At 70.4% G+C, this 19,612-nt stretch carries 16 protein-coding genes; 8 read left to right on the top strand and 8 right to left on the bottom strand.

All coding sequences use genetic code 11. From position 1 onward, the window contains the following. Positions 1–6: 6 nt before the first annotated feature. The 3 genes from ACIBK4_RS13700 (at position 7) to ACIBK4_RS13690 (ending at position 2,103) form a co-directional block, all read left to right on the top strand. Positions 7–609: a TetR/AcrR family transcriptional regulator gene (locus ACIBK4_RS13700; RefSeq protein ID WP_398994824.1), complete on the top strand. Its 603-nt coding sequence runs from the start codon at positions 7–9 to the stop codon at positions 607–609. 14 nt (positions 610–623) lie between these two features. Further along, a complete protein-coding gene (locus tag ACIBK4_RS13695; RefSeq protein ID WP_398994823.1) occupies positions 624–1,028 on the top strand; it encodes a PPOX class F420-dependent oxidoreductase in 405 nt (134 codons plus the stop codon). Positions 1,029–1,197: 169 nt separating this feature from the next. Further along, positions 1,198–2,103: a universal stress protein gene (locus tag ACIBK4_RS13690; RefSeq protein WP_398994822.1), complete on the top strand. Its 906-nt coding sequence runs from the start codon at positions 1,198–1,200 to the stop codon at positions 2,101–2,103. A gap of 124 nt (positions 2,104–2,227) precedes the next feature. On the opposite strand, the gene ACIBK4_RS13685 is transcribed toward ACIBK4_RS13690, so the two are convergent. From ACIBK4_RS13685 to ACIBK4_RS13665, 5 genes are all read right to left on the bottom strand, one after another. After that, on the bottom strand, positions 2,228–3,235 hold the full coding sequence (locus tag ACIBK4_RS13685; RefSeq protein WP_398995052.1) for an LD-carboxypeptidase: 1,008 nt from the start codon (positions 3,233–3,235) through the stop codon (positions 2,228–2,230). Positions 3,236–3,405: 170 nt separating this feature from the next. Further along, positions 3,406–3,732, bottom strand: a complete 327-nt coding sequence (locus tag ACIBK4_RS13680) for a DUF1048 domain-containing protein (RefSeq protein ID WP_398994821.1) — start codon at positions 3,730–3,732, stop codon at positions 3,406–3,408. A 1-nt stretch (position 3,733) separates the two neighbouring features. Next, positions 3,734–4,090, bottom strand: a complete 357-nt coding sequence (locus ACIBK4_RS13675) for a DUF1048 domain-containing protein (protein WP_398994820.1) — start codon at positions 4,088–4,090, stop codon at positions 3,734–3,736. After that, positions 4,087–4,413 (bottom strand): PadR family transcriptional regulator, encoded by a 327-nt coding sequence (locus ACIBK4_RS13670; RefSeq protein WP_398994819.1) that lies wholly within the window; start codon positions 4,411–4,413, stop codon positions 4,087–4,089. Before ACIBK4_RS13670 ends, ACIBK4_RS13675 begins: the two co-directional genes overlap by 4 nt. A 37-nt stretch (positions 4,414–4,450) precedes the next feature. Continuing rightward, on the bottom strand, positions 4,451–4,654 hold the full coding sequence (locus ACIBK4_RS13665) for a hypothetical protein (RefSeq protein WP_398994818.1): 204 nt from the start codon (positions 4,652–4,654) through the stop codon (positions 4,451–4,453). 167 nt (positions 4,655–4,821) lie between these two features. On the opposite strand from ACIBK4_RS13665, the gene ACIBK4_RS13660 reads away from it, so the two are divergent. Both ACIBK4_RS13660 and ACIBK4_RS13655 read left to right on the top strand, forming a co-directional pair. Then, positions 4,822–7,719 carry an AAA family ATPase gene (locus ACIBK4_RS13660; RefSeq protein ID WP_398994817.1) on the top strand — a complete coding sequence of 966 codons (2,898 nt, stop codon included), beginning with the start codon at positions 4,822–4,824 and terminating at the stop codon, positions 7,717–7,719. Between the two features lie 118 nt (positions 7,720–7,837). Next, positions 7,838–8,335 (top strand): hypothetical protein, encoded by a 498-nt coding sequence (locus ACIBK4_RS13655; protein ID WP_033280692.1) that lies wholly within the window; start codon positions 7,838–7,840, stop codon positions 8,333–8,335. 7 nt (positions 8,336–8,342) lie between these two features. On the opposite strand, the gene ACIBK4_RS13650 is transcribed toward ACIBK4_RS13655, so the two are convergent. Together ACIBK4_RS13650 and ACIBK4_RS13645 are read right to left on the bottom strand one after the other, a co-directional pair. Next, positions 8,343–10,313: an N-acetylmuramoyl-L-alanine amidase gene (locus ACIBK4_RS13650; protein WP_398994816.1), complete on the bottom strand. Its 1,971-nt coding sequence runs from the start codon at positions 10,311–10,313 to the stop codon at positions 8,343–8,345. Between the two features lie 244 nt (positions 10,314–10,557). Further along, complete coding sequence (locus tag ACIBK4_RS13645) at positions 10,558–11,703, bottom strand: aminoglycoside phosphotransferase family protein (protein WP_398994815.1); 1,146 nt, start codon at positions 11,701–11,703, stop codon at positions 10,558–10,560. 243 nt (positions 11,704–11,946) lie between these two features. On the opposite strand from ACIBK4_RS13645, the gene ACIBK4_RS13640 reads away from it, so the two are divergent. Beyond that, positions 11,947–13,455 carry a hypothetical protein gene (locus ACIBK4_RS13640; RefSeq protein WP_398994814.1) on the top strand — a complete coding sequence of 503 codons (1,509 nt, stop codon included), beginning with the start codon at positions 11,947–11,949 and terminating at the stop codon, positions 13,453–13,455. Between the two features lie 83 nt (positions 13,456–13,538). Here ACIBK4_RS13640 and ACIBK4_RS13635 read toward each other — a convergent pair whose 3' ends face one another. Next, positions 13,539–14,966, bottom strand: a complete 1,428-nt coding sequence (locus ACIBK4_RS13635; protein ID WP_398994813.1) for a PP2C family protein-serine/threonine phosphatase — start codon at positions 14,964–14,966, stop codon at positions 13,539–13,541. 548 nt (positions 14,967–15,514) lie between these two features. Between ACIBK4_RS13635 and ACIBK4_RS13630 the strand changes: the two genes are divergently transcribed. Both ACIBK4_RS13630 and murJ read left to right on the top strand, forming a co-directional pair. Continuing rightward, entirely contained in the window at positions 15,515–17,788 is a 2,274-nt protein-coding gene (locus ACIBK4_RS13630; RefSeq protein WP_398994812.1) for a M4 family metallopeptidase, read from the top strand. A 119-nt stretch (positions 17,789–17,907) separates the two neighbouring features. Continuing rightward, positions 17,908–19,593 (top strand): murein biosynthesis integral membrane protein MurJ, encoded by a 1,686-nt coding sequence (gene murJ / locus ACIBK4_RS13625; protein ID WP_398994811.1) that lies wholly within the window; start codon positions 17,908–17,910, stop codon positions 19,591–19,593. Positions 19,594–19,612: the final 19 nt, after the last annotated feature.

Below are 19,612 nucleotides of genomic sequence, written 5' to 3'. Positions count from 1 at the left end.
GGCGGCATGGCAGTCAAACGGCGTCCCACCGGCACCCACCACGGAGATCTGCGCAACGCGCTGGAGGAGGCGGCCCTCGCGCTGGTCGGCGAGCGTGGCCCGCACGGGTTCACGCTCGCCGAGGCGTGCCGGAGGGCCGGGGTGAGCGTGTCGGCCCCCTACAAGCACTTCAGCGACCGGGAGGCGCTGCTGGCCTCGCTGGCTCTGAAGGGCTACGAGGAGCAGCGGCGCCGGTACCGCACCGCGCTGGCCGCGCACGAGGACCCGGTCGAGCAGTTGGCGGCGTTCGCGACGGCCTACGTACGGTTCGCCGCCGAGGAGCGCGCCCTCTTCGACATCACGTTCCTGGCAGGCCTCGACAAGAGCCGGCACCCCGAACTGGCCGCGGCGGGAGGGGTCTTGCACGACGACCTGATGCCCGTCACCAGCCGTATCGCCCCCGACCCGGACGAGGCGTTCGAACTGCTTGTCCAGATCGCCGCGGCAGCTCACGGTCTGGCCCTGTTCCAGCAGCAGGACATGTTGCCCGGCCCCTGGAACACCCGGTCCTCCGTCGAGGAACAGGCCGCGCGCACGGCCCGTGCCCTGGCCGGCCGGAAAACGCGCTAGCTCTGGAGACCCGTATGACCACCCCGCGCAGCGACTTCGACCAGGCTCTCGACCGCATCGGCAAGGGCAGCCACGTCAGCCTGACCACCTTCCGCCGCAACGGCCAGGCGGTCCCCACTCCCGTCGGCGGCCTCGTACAGGACGGCATCCTCTACGTCCTGACACCGCCCGAGACCGGGAAGGTCAAGCGGATCCGCAACAACCCTCAAGTAACCATCGCCCCCTGCAACATGAAGGGCACCGTCCCCGCTGGCGCGCCCACGGTGCGGGCGACCGCCCGGCTCCTGGATCCCGCGGACACCGCCCGCGTCGAGGAGATGATGAGGCGGCGCTTCTTCATGTACCGCGTGGTGCACCTCCTCGACCGGGTCCTGCGCCGCGAACGCCGCCTCGTCGCCATCGCCGTCACCGTGGACTGATCGGCGCCGGGGTGGAGATTTCCCGTCCCTCCTTCAGCAACTCCCGCTCCGGAAGGGTGTCCCGCGCGATTTTCCGGACACGCGACCTTGAGAACCCCTACTGGGGCCGACGCCTGAGCCAGGCTGGCCACGGAGGGGAAGGTCCCGTTACTCCAGAGGTGAGGAACACATGAGCACCCTGCCGGTCATCGCGGCGGTCGACGGTTCGGACGACAGCCTGCGGGCTCTGGACTGGGCCCTCGACGCGGCCCGTGGACGCGGGGCGCCGTTGCGGGTCGTCCATGTGTGGCAGTACGCCGCCGCCTGGACCCCGCCCGGCTCCCTGGTCGCCGGACCCCCGGAGCCGGACGAGGACGAGGTGCTCGACCAGGTCCGCAAGTATGTCGAAGGGCGTGCCGACCAGCCGGTCGTGGAGTACCTCGGGATGCAGGGCGTGCCGGGTGCCGTACTGCCCGAACTCGGTTCCACGGCACAGCTGTTGGTGCTCGGTTCGCGTGGGCGCGGTGGCTTCGCCAGCCTGCTGCTCGGCTCCAACGGCATGGCCGCCGCCCGTGACGCCGACTGCCCCGTCGTCGTGGTGCCCCGGCCCGGGCGCGAGGTGCACGGCGATGTTCCGGCCGAACCCGGGCCCCGCGTGGTCGTCGGCCTGCACGTGGACAGTCCCGACGAGACCACCCTCGCCTTCGCCTTCGCCGAGGCGGCCCTGCGCGGAGCCCACCTTCAGGTCGTGGCCGCGTACCCGTGGCCGCCGCAGGCCTGGGCGTCCCTCGGTGAACTCGTCCCGCCGACCATCGACCAGGACGCCATCGAGAACGAGACCCGTACCCTCACCGAGAGCCTCCTCGCCCCGCACCGCGAACACCACCCCGACGTCCGCATCGAGTCGTACGTCGCCCCGGGCGACGCGGCCGGCCACCTCGTCGCCGCCTCCAAGGACGCCGACCTCGTCGTCGTGGGCCGCCATCGCCGTCGGCTGCTGTCCCCGGCGCGGTTGCTCGGCTCGGTGACCCAGGCGGTTCTGCTGCATGCGGCGAGTCCGGTGGCTGTGGTGCCGCCGACGGCGATGGAGGAGTGAGCAAGTCCCTTGTTCGTGCGGTGACTTGGGCCGGTCGGCAATAGTGCGGTGGCAGGTGTCGCGTGATCGGGCGGGGTGGATGCATGCGGGTGCGAGGTCGCCTGATCCCGGCGCTCACTGTTGCTCAGGCGATGGGACCGGTCACCGTGATCGGGCGTACCGCCGGTTCGAGCAGTGACAGGGTTCGCTGCCGGGCGTCGAGGGCGACGCGGATGCCGACCGGCATCGGCAGATTCGGGCCGGCGTGTCCGAACTCGACGTTGCCCAGGACCGGGATGTCGCGGTCGCCGAGGACGTCGAGGACCAGCTCTCGCAGGGTCGGGGACGCGTCGGGCGCGTCGAGTCCGTCGATCGCGGTCGGGATACCCACGACCATGCCGGCGATGCGATCGAGGATGCCGGCGTGCCGCAGCACCTGCAGGTAGCTCCACACATGGGAGGCGTGGCCGCCCAACTCCTCCCAGAACAGCACCGCGCCGTCGAACCAGGCGAGCGGCAGCGCGTAGGCCGTCGCCTGCGTCAGCACGATGCGGTTGATCACCCCGCCGATCAGCCGGCCTTCGGCGCGACCGGCACGCCAGCACTCCCATGACGGGGTGCTCGGCAGGGCACCGATCGGCTCTGTACTGGTCAGCAGCGTCGAGTAGAGCCTTTCGAGTTCCGCTCTGCGTGCGGCGGGCACGGCCTGCCAGTGTCCGCCGAGCCCGGGGGTGGCCACGTCGGCGTGGAACCCGACCAGGCCCGTTCGCGCGTAGAGCACCAGATGCAGCAGCGAGATGTCGCTGTAGCCGAGGATCGGCTTGGGGTCGGCAATGATCGCCTCGACGTCGATCAGGTCGAGGTAGCCGAGCGCGGTCTGGCCGCCGTCGTGCGCGATGATGGCGCGCACCTCGGGATCGCGCAGGAGGGCGTTGAACTCTGTGGCGATCTCCGCCGGCGTCGCCGCGCTCCACCAGCGGTGCCGCCCCGCTTCGAGCAGTGGCGCCCGACGCACGCGGAACCCCATCCGCTCCAGCACGACCATCGCCTGCTCCAGGTCGGGCTCGTACATGGCGTGGAGGGGCCCGGACAGCGATGCGACAACCACGAGATCTCCGGGCCGCAGAGCACGAGGCCGAAGCAGTCGAGGCAACTCGGTGGGGATCACTGAGGCAGTCTTTCGACACCCTCAGTGCCATGCCACCGAATTACCGATCACCTGTGCGGCAGGGGAACCCACAGGCGGCGGCTCCACCCTCTGTCGAGAGGTGTTCGACGTCTCAACTCCCCGGCACCGGAGCCTCGTTGGTTCCCTGCCCGGTCCTACTTCCCGGCCGTGCCGGGGTCCCCGCTGATGGACTCCTGATAGATGTCCGCGTACGTGCGCGAGTCCTTGAGCAGGCCGTCGGCGAAGGCGGCGACGTCATGGCCGATCAGTTCCAGGACCCCCTTGCCGGACGCGACGCCCTCCTCGAAGAAATCGACGATTCCGGAGAGCAGGGTCCCGTCGGACAGATCGACCGGCCCGACCTTGAAGAAGTACTTCTGCATCTCCTTGTAGACGATTTGGTAATCCGGCGGCAGCGCCTTGACCCGCGCCATGTGCGCTCGCCACTGCTTCTTGCCCTCGATGATGTCTTGGATGCCCACGTCAGCCTCCCAACTGGCCCAGTTTTCTTGCCACGTTCCGGTTCAACTGCTCGCGCCACCGGTCGCGATAACTCCGCGCCCCTTCTCCGCCGGCCAGCGCCGCGCAGAACCCCTCGACGTCGTCGCCCAGCACCTCGTGCACGCTCTGCCCGTCCGCCGCCGTTTCTTCGAGCAGTCCCAGGGCGCCGTCGAGGATCGGCATCAGATTGCGACCCGTGAAGTCCGAGTACGGGGAGAGGTGAACCTTGATCTGCTCCCACGCCGTCCGATAGTCGGCCGGCAATGCCTCGGCCCGGGCGTCGAACGCCTTCCATTCCCTGGTGAGGTCGCTGCCGGTGATGGTCTCCCAGAAATTCATCTCCCGCCCTCCTTGAGCTTGTCGATGCGTGATGAGAGGTACTCCCATTTCGCCCAGAACCGGTTGAGTTCCTCGCGCCCCGCGTTGTTGAGCGCGTAGAACTTGCGCGGCGGACCCACCCCGGACGGTCGTTTCGTCACCTGGACGAGCCCGTTCTTCTCCAGCCGCAGCAGGATGGTGTAGACGGTCCCCTCGACGACATCGGTGAAGCCGAGTTCATTCAGCCGGCGGGTGATGGCGTACCCGTAGGTCTCCTCACCGCCGATGATTTCGAGCACGCAGCCCTCCAGCGTGCCCTTCAGCATCTCTGTCAGGTCGTCCATCGCGGGTCCCCTCTTCGAGCCTCCCCGGTACTGCGTATTACCGAGTACCACTATACGGTATCACGCAGTAGCTGGGCGAGGGGTGGGCGCCGCCCTTGAGGATCAAGGTTCTTGCCGTCGGGTTGCCGTCGGCCACGACCGTCGAGACCGTCATCGCGTGCGGCTCGCGCACCCCGGCCTCCAGCGCCCCCGGTAGCCACTCCGTGAACTGCATCGCCTGTCCCGGGCCGGACTCGATCAAGCGCGAACCGCGTCCCTACAGCCCCCGACGGCACAGGAAAACCGGCCGGTACGCCTTCGTCGACTAGCGGGTCGCGCGACCGCCGGGAAGCGTACGCTGAGGTCCCTGTAGCTCACGGTGCGCGTTCGCTCCCCGCGCGGGCGCACCACCGTGGCAGGGGGTATGGCATGGGGCAGCGGAGTGCACGCAGCAGAAGGACACTCTTCGAACGGGAGAGTGAACTCGCCGCCGTGGACGAGGCGTTGGGCGAGCTGACAGGTCTGCGCACGGACGGCGGCGACCCGGGGGACCGGCCGCGCGGTGCCCTGCTCGCCTTCGCGGGGCGGGCCGGCATCGGCAAGACCACCCTCCTCGCCGAAGTACGCCGTCGCGCCGCCGCCCAGGGCTGCACCGTCCTCTCCGCGCGGGGCGGCGACCAGGAGCAGCGCGTCGCCTTCCACGTCGCCCGCCAGCTCCTGCAACCGCAGTTCGCCGGCTCGGCCGACGCCGATCTCCGTACCGCGCTGGGCAGTTGGTACGACATCGTCGGCCCCGCCCTCGGACTGTGCGCGCCCACCGAAGGTTCGCCACCCGACCAGCAGGGTCTGCGCGACGGCCTCGACTGGGTGCTCACCCACCTCGCGGTGCAGCGTGCCCCGATGGTCCTGGTCCTCGACGACGCGCACTGGGCCGACCCCGAATCCCTGGGCTGGCTGGCCGCGTTCGCGCCCCGCGCCGAACAACTCCCGCTGCTGGTCGTCGTCGCCTACCGGCCCGACGAACTCCCCGACCACGCCGAGTCGTTCAGGGGACTGCCCGGCCGGGCAGGCGGACGCCCCCTCGACCTCGAACCGCTCAGCGTCGCCGCCGTGGCCGACCTCGTGCGGGAGATGCTCGGCGAGCACGCCGACGACGCGTTCTGTCACGAATGCTGGGCCGTCACCGCCGGGAACCCCTTCGAGACCGTCGAACTCGCCGCCAAGATCCACGACCGGGGCCTGAACCCCACCGAGGCCGGGGCCCATCAACTCCGCGATCTCGCCGCCGCCGTCAAGGGCAACGGCCTCACCACCCGCCTCGAACGGCTCGGCACCTCGACCGTCCGCTTCGCCTGGGCGTGCGCTGTCCTCGGCACCGAGACCCATCCGATGCTCGCCGCCGCCGTCGCCGGACTCGGCCATGAGGAGGCCGCCGACGCCGCCGAGGCGCTGCGCGGCGCCCGCATCCTCACCGGCACACTCACCGCAGCGGGCAAGCTCGAATTCGTGCACCCGCTCATCGCCACCGCCGTCTACCGGGCCATCCCCGCAGGCGTCCGCGTCGCCCTGCACGGCCAGGCCGCCTGGTGCGTCATCAACGAGGGCCAGGGCCCCTCCGCCGCCGCCCGCCACCTCATGGAGACCCACCCCGACGGCGACAACTGGGTGGTCCAGCAACTCCGCGCCGCGGCCGGCGAGACCCTGCGCGCCGGTGCCCCGGACACGGCCTGCCGCTATCTGGCCCGCGCCCTGCGCGAACCCCCGCCCTTCGACGACCGGGCCGCCGTCCTGTACGAACTGGGCAGCGCCTCCCTCCTCACCGAACCGGCGACCACCGTCAACCATCTGCGGGCCGCCCTCGAAGAGCCGATCAGCGACGCGGGCCTGCGGCAGAACATCGTCTACCGCCTCTCTCAGGTCCTCGCCCACAGCGACCGCCTCGCCGAGGCCTCCGACACCCTCGCCCGCGAGATCCGCGTGACCGGCGACGCCCGGGTCAAACTCCGCATGCTCTCCGAGCAGTTCATGTGGGACGCCTTCCGCGCCGACGAACCCGACCACCCCTCGCGCTCCCGCCGCCTCACCAAACTCGCCGACCGCCTCAAGGGCCGCGACCTCACCGAGCGGTACATCATCGGCCTGCGCACCTGGGACGCCGTACTCCGCGGTGAACCCGCACATGTCGCCCTGCACCACGCCGAACGCGCGCTGGACGGCGGCCTCGGCTGGGCGGAGGCCGACCGAGGCTTCGAGGTGCCGGTGCTGGTCGCCCTCACCTTCATGTACTGCGACCGACCCGGCCGCGCGGAGGAACTCTTCGCCACCGGCATCGCCGACTTCGAGCAACAGGGCTGGCGCGGCGCCCACTTGTCGTTCGGCTACACCTTCCTCGGCTACCTCCGGTACCGGCGCGGCCGCCTCGCCGAGGCCGAGGACTTCGCCCGCGCGGGCCTGCGCCTCGCCGAACGCGTCGGCCCCGGCACCCCCGTCTACTGGTACGGCACCGGCATCCTCATCGAGGTCCTGCTGGCCCGCGGCCGGGTCGCCGAAGCCGTACAACTCGCCGAGGACCACGCCTTCGCGGAACCTTTCCCGGCGGCCGTGGTCTTCCCGGACGCCCAGACCGTCTACGGCGAACTCCTGTTGGCCCGAGGCCTCGCCAAGGAGGCAGCAGCCGAACTGGCCGCCGCCGGCCGCCGTTTGGACCCCCGCGGCATCCGCAACCCGGCCTGGTGCCCCTGGCAACTCCACCTCGCCCGCGCCGAACGCCACGACACCCCCGAGCGCGCCGTCGTCACCGCCCACGAAGCGGTCGCCCGCGCCCGCCAGTTCGGCACCCCGTCCGCCATCGGCCAGGCCCTGCGCATCGCCGCCGAGGTCTCCACCGGCTCGGCCCGCGCCAAACTCCTCGAAGAATCCGTCACCCACCTCGAACGCTCCCCGGCCGCCTACGAGTTGGCCTGCGCCCTCGTCGCCCTCGGCACCGAACTCCGCCGAGCAGGCAGGCCCAAGGAAGCCGCCGACCACCTCTACCGAGGCCTGGACGCAGCCGTCCAATGCGGCGCCGACGGCCTCGCGGACACCGCCCGAGCCGAACTGGCAGCAGCAGGCCTACGCCCCCGCCGCCTCCACAGCACCGAAACAGACACCCTCACAACCCAGGAACGCACAGCCGCAACCCTGGCCGCCCAAGGCAACACGGACCACGAGATAGCCGTAGAACTCCACACGGACGAACAAACGGCGGTACGCCTGCTCTCGGCGGCCTACCGAAAACTGGGCACAGACCAAACGGGCCTGCAAACGGCACTGATCAAACCAACGTAGGCCCGAACCCCCCAGGGGCGCGGGGAACTGCGCGCCCAGCCCCCACGCACCCGCACCAAACAACGCACCCCACACGGCCACGGCCACATCGCCGAACGGCACCCCGTACCATTGCGACATGTCGTTCCTCCGCCGCCGCAGCGCCACCCCCGCCGGCCCCGAATTCGATGTGCTGGCCATGGACCCGGGCGACTGGCCCGGGAACCTCGGTGCCGGTCTGCTGCCCGCGCCCGACGGCACCTGCCAGGGCGTGTTCCTGCGGTACGACCTGTTCGGCGGCCGCGGCCCCGCGATGGTCATCGGCAATCTGCCGGAGGGCTCGCCCGCCCGTGACGTCGCCGAGGACGAGATCCCGTTCGAGGTCGCGCAGCTGCTCCTCGCGCTGGAGAACGACGAGGAGGTGACCGTCGTAGGCGTCGAGGACATGCCGGTGATGCAGGGCGACAACCTGCTGATCGTGCGCCGCCTCAAGCTCTCCGAGAGCCGGATCTCCTGCGTGCAGTTCGACCGCAGCGACAACGTCCTGGTCACCATCGCCGCCTGGGACCGCCCCATCACGGACGACCTCTACGCCCTGCTGAAACCGCTCCCGGCGGAACTGTTCCAGCAGGGCTGAGGCACGGCTACCGGCTGGACCGCTCCACCGTCACGTCGGCGGCGCGCACGAACTCCACCCGGTGGCCGTACTGGATCTCGTAGTAGAGATCCTTTCCTACGACGACCTTGTGCGAGTCGGTGGTGAAGGTGACCGCGTAGTAGTACTCGCCGGGCACCTTGTCACCGACCACGTACTTCTGGCCCTTGAGCAGGGTGTACGGCAGCGGGGACACCGTCTGCACAGGGACTCCCGCCGGATAGGCCGAGGCCTCCGGGTAGGCGCGGCCGTACACCGGGACGCTGTCCACGCCCGCCTTCGGCGTCACCACCAGCCCGGTCGCCGCCACGGCGGTGGGCTGCTTCTTCGGGTTCTTGAACCAGGCCTCCTGACCCAGGTACCAGATCGCGGTCCAGTCACCGGAGCGGTCGGCCACCGCGTACTGCTGCCCGGTGGACACCCGTGAGGAGAGGTCGTTGACGCCGGTGGTCGGGGTCGTGCCGAGGCCGATGTCCTTGATCAGGGGGTAGGTCTCGCCGGGGCCGGAGTACAGCCGGACCTCGCTCGACCCGTGCGCCGCGCACGGCTGGCCGGCCGTGACGCAGCCCGTGTACACCGGCTGGTTGGTGGCGTAGTCGGGGCGGATCGTCACCAGGCCGCCGCCCTTCCTCGCGGTCTGCTTGACCGGGTGGCCCAGCAGGTCGAAGTAGTGCGCCCAGTCCCAGTACGGGCCCGGGTCCGTGTGCATCCCGGGGATCGTGGACGTGGTCGGACCCGGCACGGTGTCGTGCCCGAGGATGTGCTGCCGGTCCAGCGGGATGCCGTACTTCTTGGTCAGGTACTTCACCAGCCGCGCCGACGAGCGGTACATCGCCTCCGTGTACCAGGCGTCCGGCGCCGCGAGGAAGCCCTCGTGCTCGATGCCGATCGACTTGGCGTTGATGTACCAGTTGCCCGCGTGCCAGGCCACGTCCTTGGCCTTCACATGCTGGGCGATGAGCCCGTCGGTGGAGCGGATCGTGTAGTTCCAGGACACGTAGGTGGGGTCCTGGACGAGGTTCAGGACACCGGCCCACTGGCCTTCCGTGTCATGGATGACGATGTACTTGATGCTCTGCGACGCGGGCCGGTCGCCCAGGTCGTGGTTGCCGTAGTCGTCGTTCCCGAACTGGGAGTACGGCGCCGGGATCCACTCGCAGGACACCTTCTTGGGGCACTCCGTGTCGCCGGCGGGGACCGTGCGCAGGCCGGTCTCGTTCAGCTGCGTGGTGTCGGGCGCGAGGTCCGGCTGGGCGGCCAGCGTGACCTGCTGTCCGGCGTCCGTGGTGCGCGTCTCGCCGGTGTGGATGACGTCGTAGACATCGTTGGCATACGCGGCCGCCGTCGCCGAGTCGTCCGCGCCGGAGAAGCGGGCGATCGCGCCGTACCAGTCGGCCGGGTCCGCGCTCGCCGACTCGCCGAGGCTCTTCTGGGCGTCGGCCAGGAGGGCGGCGCCGCCCGCCACGTTCGCGGTCTCGTCGGTACGGAGGTCGATTGCCGACAGGCCGGTCAGCTCGGCCGCCTTCGTCAACGTCTTGAGACGGGCGGGGAGTTGGGAGTCCGCCGGGATCTGCGTGGTCGGGTGCAGGGCCGGGCGGGCGCTGTCGCCGCGCGCGTCCTCGGTGCCCTCGCTCAGGTGCTCCGTCGCGGCAAGGGCGGTACGGGCGTCGGTGAGGTGCATCGGACCGTAGCCGCCGGTGACGCTGGGCGCTCCGCCGTGCGTGTCCCAGCGGGACTGGAGGTAGGAGACGGCCAGCAGGACTGTCTGCGGCACGTGGTACTCGGCGGACGCCGACGCGAACGCCCGCTGGAGGGTGGAGGCGGAGGAGTCGGTGGGGCTCGCCGCCGGGGCCGCGCCCAGCAGGGGCAGCAGCAGGGCGGCGGTGGCGAACGCGCCGGCGGACCGGCGCGCGCGTCTGTGACCGGGAGAGCGGGTGGGGTCGGTCGAGGATCCTCGCAATGCAGCCTCCTGGGACGGTGGATTGTCATGAACCGTGCGGGGCCGGGCGTGCGTCAGTGGTACCGGCTGGCCGACGATCCGTCAATCATGCCCAGAGGAAGGTGATTTCCCATGTCAACAGGGGATGCGAGGAGTTTCGTGGCGGTGGTGTCCGGGCCTGCGAGGCATCAGTGGACTACACCAATGGCCGTACACGAAGGTCCGCGGTGCGCCGCTGCAGGGCGCACCGCGGACCTTGTCCCCGTCAGCGAGTGCCGACCGCCGCACGCACGGCCCGGCGGGCCATCTGGCAGTCGTCGTGCAGCCGCCTCAAGAGCAGCCGTTGTTCCTCGCCGGACGGCGCAGCACCCGGGTGGGCCACCACGCCCGGTGCCGCCGGGGTCGTGTCGTGCATCGAACGCTGCACGGCCATCTCGTAGGTACGGATCTCCCGGGTCAGCACCAGCATCAGGTTCACCAGGAACGCGTCACGCGACGCCGGTCCCGCCGACTGCGCGATCTGGCTGATCTGCCGCCGGGCCACCGGCGCGTCCCCGAGGACCGCCCACAGCGTCGCCAGGTCGTAGCCCGGCAGATACCAGCCCGCGTGCTCCCAGTCCACCAGCACTGGACCGGCCGGTGACAGAAGGATGTTGGACAGCAGGGCGTCGCCGTGACAGAACTGGCCCATCCCACCGCGGCCCGCCGAGTGCGCGATGCCGTGCAGGAGCTTCTGCAGATCTCCCATGTCCCGGTCGGTGAGCAGCCCCAGCTCGTGATAGCGGGAGATACGGGCCGCGTAGTCCAGCGGGGCGTCGAACGTGCCCGCCGGCGGCCGCCAGGCGTTCAGCCGGCAGATCGCGCCGAGCGCCGCCCGGATGTCCGCCCGCGGCGGGGCCTCCGCCGGGTGCCGGTGCAGCGCCGCCACCCGGCCCGGCATCCGCTCGATGACGAGCGTGCAGTTGTCCGGATCCGCCGCGATCAGCCGCGGCACCCGCACCGGAGGGCGGTGCCGGACGAACGAGCGGTAGGCAGCTATCTCGTGCCGGATCCGCTCGGCCCACGCGGGGGAGTGGTCCAGTAAACACTTCGCTACGGCCGTGCTGCGTCCGGTCGTTCCGACCAGGAGCACGGAGCGCCCGTTGCGGCGTAGCACCTGCACCGGAGCGAACTCCGGGCAGATCCGGTGCACCGACGCGATCGCCGTACGCAGCTGGGCGCCCTGAGGGCCGGACAAGTCGAGTCTCCCGCTGAGCGGTTGGGGGCCGAGCCCGGGAACGCGCCGCGGCCTGCCCGCACCGAGCACGGGGCCGGCCGCCGGACGCGCCGGGTCGAGGTAGGGGCCGCCGGCGCCCGGGCGGGGGTGCAGCGACCGGGGCGGGGCGGACACGGAGGACGATGCTGTGTACATGGGAGAAACAGATCCCTTCGTGTGCCTGCAGTGCCTGTCCAATCAAGCGCGCTGCCCGACCCGGTCCCGCTGGTGCACCCTGGGGAGTGTTCCTCGGTGACCGGGTCGGGGTGGCGCGTTCCTACCTGACACCAGATGCGCAGTGGCACACCATCTGGCGCACCCTGGCGAACCCTGGCGAATAGTCGCCCGGCACAGCGCACCGGGCTATGTTCAAGTCAGCCGAGAACCTGGGGGCTTGACGTGAACGGACAACCCAACTCCCGTCTCTCGGACCTGTTCGGCCTGGCCGGCTGGTCCAAGGGCGAGCTCGCGCGGCGGGTCAACCGGCAGGCGGCGGCCATGGGCCACCCCCAGCTGTCGACCGACACCTCGCGGGTACGGCGTTGGATCGACACGGGAGAGATCCCGCGCGATCCGGTGCCGAGGGTGCTGGCGGCTCTGTTCACCGAGCGTCTCGGCCGTGTCGTGACCATCGAGGACCTCGGTCTGGTCCGGCACGGGCGTGTGGGGAAACGGCCCGACGACGGGAGTGTGGAACATCCCGACGGTGTGCCGTGGGCGCCCGAACGGACTGCTGCGGTCCTCACCGAATTCACGGGAATGGACCTCATGCTCAACCGACGCGGCTTGGTGGGCGCGGGCGCCGCGCTCGCCGCAGGCTCCGCACTCAGCAGCGCCATGTACGCATGGCTGCACTCCGATCCGACTCTTTCCGCCGACGCTCCCCGGTTCGACGATCCCCTGCACGCCGACCCCGCTGGGTTCGACCGCTATGAGGCCGCCCCCATCGGGTCGCAGGAGATCGAGGAACTGGAGGAGTCCGTCAAGGTGTTCCGCGCCTGGGACGCGGCCCGCGGCGGTGGGCTGCAACGCAAGGCCGTGGTGGGACAGCTCAACGAGGTGGGCGGCATGCTCGCCTACCGGCACCCCGCCGATGTGCAGCGGCGCCTGTGGGGTGTCGCCGCCAACCTCGCCGTGCTCGCGGGCTGGATGTCGCACGACGTCGGCCTGGAACCCACGGCCCAGAAGTACTTCGTCATCGCCGCCCACGCGGCCCGTGAGGGCGGTGACCGGCCCCGCGCCGGGGAGGCGCTCTCACGGGCGGCTCGCCAGATGGTGCACCTGGGCCGGCCCGACGACGCACTCGATCTCATGAAACTCGCCAAGACCGGTTCCGGTGACGAGGTGCTGCCGCGCACCCGGGCGATGCTGTGCACCATCGAGGCCTGGGCACAGGCGTCGATGGGCAAGGGCCAGGCCATGCGCCGCACCCTCGGCCAGGCGGAGGACCTCTTCGTTTCCGACCGCGGCGACGTACCGCCCCCCAGCTGGATGCAGACGTTCAAGGAGGAGGACCTCTACGGCATGCAGGCCCTGGCCTACCGCACGCTGGCCGAGCACGAGCCCGGAGCGGCCGTGCACGCCCAGTACTTCGCGGAGAAGGCCCTGGCGCTGCGGGTCGACGGACGGCAGCGCTCGAAGATCTTCGACTACCTGTCGATGGCTTCCGCCTGCTTCATCGCCGACGACCCCGAACAAGCGGACCGGTACGCGCGGTTGGCCCTGGCGTCGATGGGATCGAACTCCTCCCACCGCACCTGGGACCGGCTGCGCGAGATGTACCGGCTCACCGCCCAGTACGCCGGCTACCCGAAGATCCACGAACTGCGGGAGGAGATCGAACTAGCGCTGCCGAAGACCCAGTCGAGGATTCCGAGGTCCAGGGGCGGCAACAGCGCACAGGCGTAAGGGGTTTGTGCAACTGTCCGTCGTGTGGTTGATCGTCGTCCGGCTGATCATCCGGCAAGGGCCTTTGCGCCCAAGGTTGTTGGTCAGGTCGTCCTGGCGACGAGCACGCACGCGTCGTCCTGGCGTTCGGTGTCGCCGAACTCCTCCACGACCATCCGTACGCAGTCCTGTGCGGTACGCGCCTCGCCGAACCGGGGGGCCAGGGCCAGGAGTTGGTCCACGGCCTCCGGTCCGCCGCGCCCCGGCACCAGTCCGTCGGTGTGCAGCAGCAGGACGTCGCCCGCTTCGAGGATCTCCTCGGCCTGTCCGTAGGCCGCTCCCGAGGTGGCGCCGAGCAGGACGCCGTCCGGTGCGCTGAGCATGCGCCCCGTCCCGCCGCGGAACAGCAGCGGGGCGGGGTGTCCTGCCTGCGCCCAGGTCAGGGTGCGGGTCTCGGGCCGGTAGCGGCAGCACACCGCGCTGCCCAGGGCCGGTTGCACGGTGGCGTCGAGTAACTGGTTGAGCAAGGACATCAGTTGACCGGGATCGGTGCCCGCCATCGCCATGCCGCGCAGGGCGCCGAGCAGCATCGCCATGCCCGAGGTGACGGCGACACCGTGTCCGGTGAGGTCGCCGACGCTCAACAGGGTTGCCCCGTCGGACAGTTGGAGCGCGTCGTACCAGTCGCCGCCGATCAGCGCGCTCATCGAGGAGGGCAGATAGCGGGCGGCCAGGTCCAGGGTTTCCGGCCCCTGGTGCGGGAGCCGCAGGGAACCGCGCCACGGCGGCAGCACGGCCTCCTGCAGCTCGACCGCGAGCCGGCGCTCGGTCTGCGCGTGGTGCCGGTGGCGCTGCAGCGAGTCACGGGTCTCGCTCACCGTCCGCTGGCTGCGGCGCAGTTCGCTGACGTCCCGCAGCACGGCCCACATCGAGGCGGTGCCGCCGTCGGCGTCGAGCACGGGCTCGCCCATCATGTGCACGGTCCGAACGGCGCCGTCCGGCCGGACGATGCGGAACTCGCCGTCGATCGGCTTGGCGTCGATCAGACAGTCCGTCACCATCGCGGTCAGCGCCGGCCGGTCCTCGTCGAGGATCAGCGACGGCAGTTCGTCCAGAGTGAGCGGGGGAGCGGCCGGGTCGCGGCCGAGGATCTGGTACAGCTCCCCGGACCAAGTCGCCGCGTCCGTCAGCAGGTTCCACTCGGCACTGCCGACCCGGCTGAGCAGCGGGTCGCCCTGAGGCGCGTCCGGTACGGCGGCCGGTGCGGTCGGCGTCTCCACGGCGGCCGGCACCGGTGGCGGGCCGTCCCGCAACTGGGCCAAGTGCTCGTCGAGATCGTTGAGTTGATGCAGCGCCAGATCGCACAGCGCCCGCTGCCACCGCTCCCGCGGGTCCGCTCCGTCGTGCTGCGCGTCCCGTCGTACGGCGTCCACGTCGCCCATGAGCCGCCGCGCCTGCGATATCAGCGCGTCGACCGAGCCGCGCGCGGGCGGCTGGGCGGCGGGGCGGTCCGCAGAGAGGTGGGACGGCATGAAGCACTCCGATGCGGGGGCGGTACGACCAAGGCGGATGGAGGGACCGGTTACGACTGTCGCACAGGCTGCGACGCCCTGTAAGGGATTTGGCAACACCCGATCCGGTGGTGCTTCTGGCATATGCCAGCGTCTTCACGGGCGGCTGGTGCCGTGCTCGTGGCGAAACTGTCCTGGTGAGGCAAGTCGTAGACGCCGTACGCGAGTTGAAGGACTGATTACCCTTCCGGCCCGTCATTCAACCACCTGTTCGACGGCTTCGTGTTCGCGCCTGACGCGGGCGTCCGGACGCCCGCCGTGCGGCCGAAAAGTGTTGCTCAAGCGATTGATCCGCAGGACGCAACAGTCATTTTTGGCCGTTGCTTTGTTATAGCCATGACAATTCTGTGGGCGTGGTGCCACGCTGCTGTGCACCACGCTCACCGAGCGTTCACTTCCTCCTCACCCTTCCTCCCCGCACCCGCGCGCGCCGCCGGACGGCCGTACCCCGGCCCGACCCGCTCTCCAGGACTCCACCGAGTCCGACCACCCCACATAAGGAGAACGCCTTGACCCGGCATGACCGTTATCCGCACCACCCCAGATACACCGCAGCCCTCGTACTCACCGCGGTCGGCACCCTGCTGGCCGCAGGCATGCAGACCAGTGCGGCCTCCGCCGCTCCCGGCGGGCACACCTCCTCCGCGAAGATCCTGGCCACCCCGCGTGCCGGAGCGGCCCCCGCCGCCCTGTCGCCGTCGAAGCACGCAGCCCTCCTCAAGAACGCCGGCGCGGCCGTCAGGAACACGGCGAAGACCCTCGGCCTCGGCGCCAAGGAGAAGCTCGTCGTCAAGGACGTCAGCCAGGACGCCGACGGCACCACCCACACCCGCTACGAGCGGACGTACGCCGGACTGCCCGTCCTCGGTGGCGACCTGGTCGTCCACGCCAAGAGCGGCCGCCTCACGGTCACGAAGGCCGCGAAGGCCGACCTGGCCCTGCCGGACATCACCCCGAACGTGACCTCGGCGACGGTGAAGACCAAGGCGCTCGCGGCGGCGTCCAAGGCGGGCGGCGAGAAGGCCCAACTCGACGGCGCCCCCCGGCTCGTCGTCTGGGCCGCCGGAGCCAAGCCCGTCCTCGCCTGGGAGGCGGTGGTCGGCGGCTTCCAGGACGACGGCACGCCCAGCGAGCTCCATGTGATCACCGACGCCGACTCGGGCAAGGCGGTCTTCCAGTACCAGGGCATCGAAACGGGCACCGGCACCGGCCAGTTCAACGGATCGGTCCCGCTCAGCACCACGCTCTCGGGCTCGACGTACCAGCTCGTCGACGGCGACCGCGCCGGACACAAGACCTACGACCTGAACCAGGGCACCTCCGGCACCGGCACCCTCTTCACGGATGACAACGATGTCTGGGGCGACGGAACCCAGGCCAACCGCCAGACCGCGGGCGTCGACGTCGCGTTCGGCGCGGCGGCGACCTGGGACTACTACAAGGACGTCTTCGGGCGGAACGGCATACGCAACGACGGCGTGGCCGCCTACAGCCGGGCCCACTACGGCAATAACTACGTCAACGCGTTCTGGGACGACACCTGCTTCTGCATGACCTACGGCGACGGCTCGGGCAACACCCACCCGCTGACCGCGCTGGACGTGGCCGCGCACGAGATGAGCCACGGCGTCACCGCCGCCACCGCCGGCCTCACCTACTCCGGCGAGTCGGGCGGCCTCAACGAAGCCACCTCCGACATCTTTGCCGCCGCCGTGGAGTTCCATGAGAACCTGCCCGCCGATCCGCCGGACTACCTCGTCGGCGAGAAGATCGACATCAACGGCAACGGCACACCGCTGCGTTACATGGACAAGCCCTCCAAGGACGGTGCGTCCCGCGACTATTGGAGCTCGACGCTCGGCAGTGTCGACGTCCACTACTCCTCGGGCCCGGCCAACCACCTCTTCTACCTGCTGTCCGAGGGCAGCGGCGCGAAGACCGTCAACGGCGTCGCCTACGACAGCCCGACCTACGACGGCGTGCCCGTCGCCGGCATCGGCATCGACAACGCCCAGAAGGTCTGGTACCGGGCGCTCACCACGTACATGACCTCGTCCACGAACTACGCCGGTGCCCGCACCGCGACCCTCCAGGCCGCCGCGGACCTCTTCGGCGCCTACAGCCCGACGTACCTGGCCGTGGCCGACGCGTGGGCGGCGATCAACGTCGGCAGCCGGATCGCCCTCGGTGTCAACGTGGCCCCGGTCGCCGCGCAGATCAGCGGAGTCGGCCAGGCCGTGTCCCTGCAGACGGACGCGTACACCACCAACTCCGGTGCGGGGTTGACCTATTCGGCCACCGGACTGCCCGACGGATTGACCATCAGCAGCACCGGTCTGATCTCCGGCGTCCCGACCACCCTCGGCACCAGTGACGTCACGGTGACCGTCACCGACGACACGGGCGCGAGTTCCACCGTCGCCTTCAGCTGGCGGATCGCCAACATCTACGCCAGCGGCACCCGCGTCGACATCCCCGACAACGCCGGCGCCGTGGAGTCCCCGATCACGGTCACCGGCCGCGACGGCAACGCCTCGGCCACCACCCAGGTCTATGTCAAGATCGTCCACACGTACCGCGGCGACCTGACCGTCGACCTCGTCGGCCCGAACGGCACCGTCTACTCCCTGCTGAACCGCTCCGGCGGCTCCGCCGACAACGTCGACCAGACCTTCACCGTCGACGCCTCCGCCCAACCGGTCAACGGCACCTGGAAGTTGCGGGTCCAGGACCACGCCTCGATCGACGTCGGCTACATCGAGCAGTGGCAGCTCACTCCGTGAACGGGCCTTCGTAGTCCGGTAGGTCGGGGGTCATCGGGTCAAGTCCCCTGACGGGCAACCGTGTTGTCGGTGCCGACCGAGGAGTCGGCGCCGACAACACGGGACCGTAGATTGTGCCCATGATCGAGGAGAGCTCGCCCGAGCGGTCGGACCGGCTACCGGCACGACGCAGGCACGCCGCGCAGAAGAAGCCCAACGGCGGTGGGGGACTGCTGCGTTCGACCGCGCTGATGGCGGCGGGGACCATCGTGTCGCGCGCCACCGGGCTGATACGGATGGTGCTGCAGGGCGCCGCACTGGGCACCGGGCTGCTGGCCACGACGTACAACCAGGCCAACACGGTGCCGACAAGCCTGTACTTCCTGCTGATCGGCGGCGCGCTGAACTCCGTCCTGGTCCCGCAACTGGTCCGCGCCCGGGCCGAGGACCCCGACGGCGGGGCGGCCTTCGAACAGCGCCTGGTCACCCTGGTGTTGTGCGTCCTCGGCGCGGGAACCGCGCTGGCCACCTGGGCCGCCCCGGAGATCATCAGCGTCTACCAGCACGACACACCCGCCACACACGACGCCTTCGAACTGACCGTGGTGTTCGCCCGCTTCCTGCTCCCGCAGATCTTCCTCTACGGCGTCTTCAGCATCTTCGGCCAAGTCCTCAACGCCCGGAGCCGGTTCGGCGCGATGATGTGGACCCCGGTCCTCAACAACCTTGTCCTGATCGCCATGTTCGGCCTCTACCTCGGTCTGCTGACCGCGCCGGAACAGGTCGCGGACATCACGGGCTCCCAGGTCCGGCTGCTCGGCATCGGGACCACGATCGCGCTGGCCGTCCAGGCGCTCGCGCTGATTCCCTATGCCCTCGCGGCCGGGTTCCGGTTCCGCCCGCGGTTCGACTGGCGCGGCACCGGGCTGCGCAAGAGCGTCAACGCCGCACGCTGGACCCTGCTGTTCGTGCTGGCCAACCTCGCGGCGAGCACGGTGGTGACCCGGCTGGCCTCCGACGCGGACGCCGCCCGCCCCCGCGACGGCGTCGGATACACCGCGTACAGCTACGCCCAGCAGATCTGGATGCTGCCCCAGTCGATCGTCACCGTCTCCCTCGTGACGGCCCTGCTCCCGCGCATGAGCCGGGCCGTGACCGAACACCGCGTCGACGACCTGCGCGCCGACCTGTCCCGCGCGCTGCGGGTCAGCGGTGTCGTCATCGTCCCGGCCGCCTTCTTCTTCTTCTTCCTCGCCTTCGGCCCGCAGACGGCTCAACTCCTGTTCGCCCACGGCTCCGCCGACGCCTCGGCCACCGCGCCGCTGGGTCACATGCTGCAGGCCTTCGGCCTGGGACTGATCCCGTTCTCCGCGCAATACCTGTTGCTCCGGGGCTTCTACGCCTTCGAGGACACCCGTACGCCGTTCCGGATGGCGGTGTGGATCGGCGGCATCAACATCGGCCTCGCCGCCGCCTGCCACTTCCTGTTGCCCGCGCGTTGGGCGGTCACGGGGATGGCCGGTGCCTATGCCCTGTCGTACGGGATCGGTCTGCTGTTGACCGCGCTGCGTCTGCGACGGCGTACGGAAGGACTGCTCGACGGGCGTCGGATCTGTCGCACCTACGCGAAACTGACCACGGCCGCCGTCGCCGCAGGCGGCGCCGGATGGCTCCTGGCCCGGGTCTGCGACCAGGCCCTGGCCTCTGCCTCCTGGGCGCCGGTGCTTTCGCTGGCCGCGGGCGGTACGGCGATGGCGCTGCTGTTCGTTCTCCTGGCGCGGTTGCTGAGGATCGGGGAGTTGCGGAGCCTGCCCGGGCTGGGATGAGCGGTGAGCACCGGGCGGC

Source organism: Streptomyces sp. NPDC050528, assembly GCF_044457795.1.
Taxonomy (GTDB): domain Bacteria; phylum Actinomycetota; class Actinomycetes; order Streptomycetales; family Streptomycetaceae; genus Streptomyces.
The sequence above is the reverse complement of the archived record's forward strand: the minus strand, read 5'-3'. Positions and strand labels throughout refer to the sequence as shown.

Excerpts from the sequence above, each read along its gene's own strand:
- ACIBK4_RS13695 (WP_398994823.1), top strand. The coding sequence starts at position 624 with ATGACCACCCCGCGCAGCGACTTCGACCAGGCTCTCGACCGCATCGGC.
- ACIBK4_RS13700 (WP_398994824.1), top strand. The coding sequence starts at position 7 with ATGGCAGTCAAACGGCGTCCCACCGGCACCCACCACGGAGATCTGCGC.
- ACIBK4_RS13660 (WP_398994817.1), top strand. The coding sequence starts at position 4,822 with ATGGGGCAGCGGAGTGCACGCAGCAGAAGGACACTCTTCGAACGGGAG.
- ACIBK4_RS13675 (WP_398994820.1), bottom strand. The coding sequence starts at position 4,090 with ATGAATTTCTGGGAGACCATCACCGGCAGCGACCTCACCAGGGAATGG.
- murJ (WP_398994811.1), top strand. The coding sequence starts at position 17,908 with ATGATCGAGGAGAGCTCGCCCGAGCGGTCGGACCGGCTACCGGCACGA.
- ACIBK4_RS13670 (WP_398994819.1), bottom strand. The coding sequence starts at position 4,413 with ATGGACGACCTGACAGAGATGCTGAAGGGCACGCTGGAGGGCTGCGTG.
- ACIBK4_RS13645 (WP_398994815.1), bottom strand. The coding sequence starts at position 11,703 with ATGTACACAGCATCGTCCTCCGTGTCCGCCCCGCCCCGGTCGCTGCAC.
- ACIBK4_RS13690 (WP_398994822.1), top strand. The coding sequence starts at position 1,198 with ATGAGCACCCTGCCGGTCATCGCGGCGGTCGACGGTTCGGACGACAGC.
- ACIBK4_RS13635 (WP_398994813.1), bottom strand. The coding sequence starts at position 14,966 with ATGCCGTCCCACCTCTCTGCGGACCGCCCCGCCGCCCAGCCGCCCGCG.
- ACIBK4_RS13655 (WP_033280692.1), top strand. The coding sequence starts at position 7,838 with ATGTCGTTCCTCCGCCGCCGCAGCGCCACCCCCGCCGGCCCCGAATTC.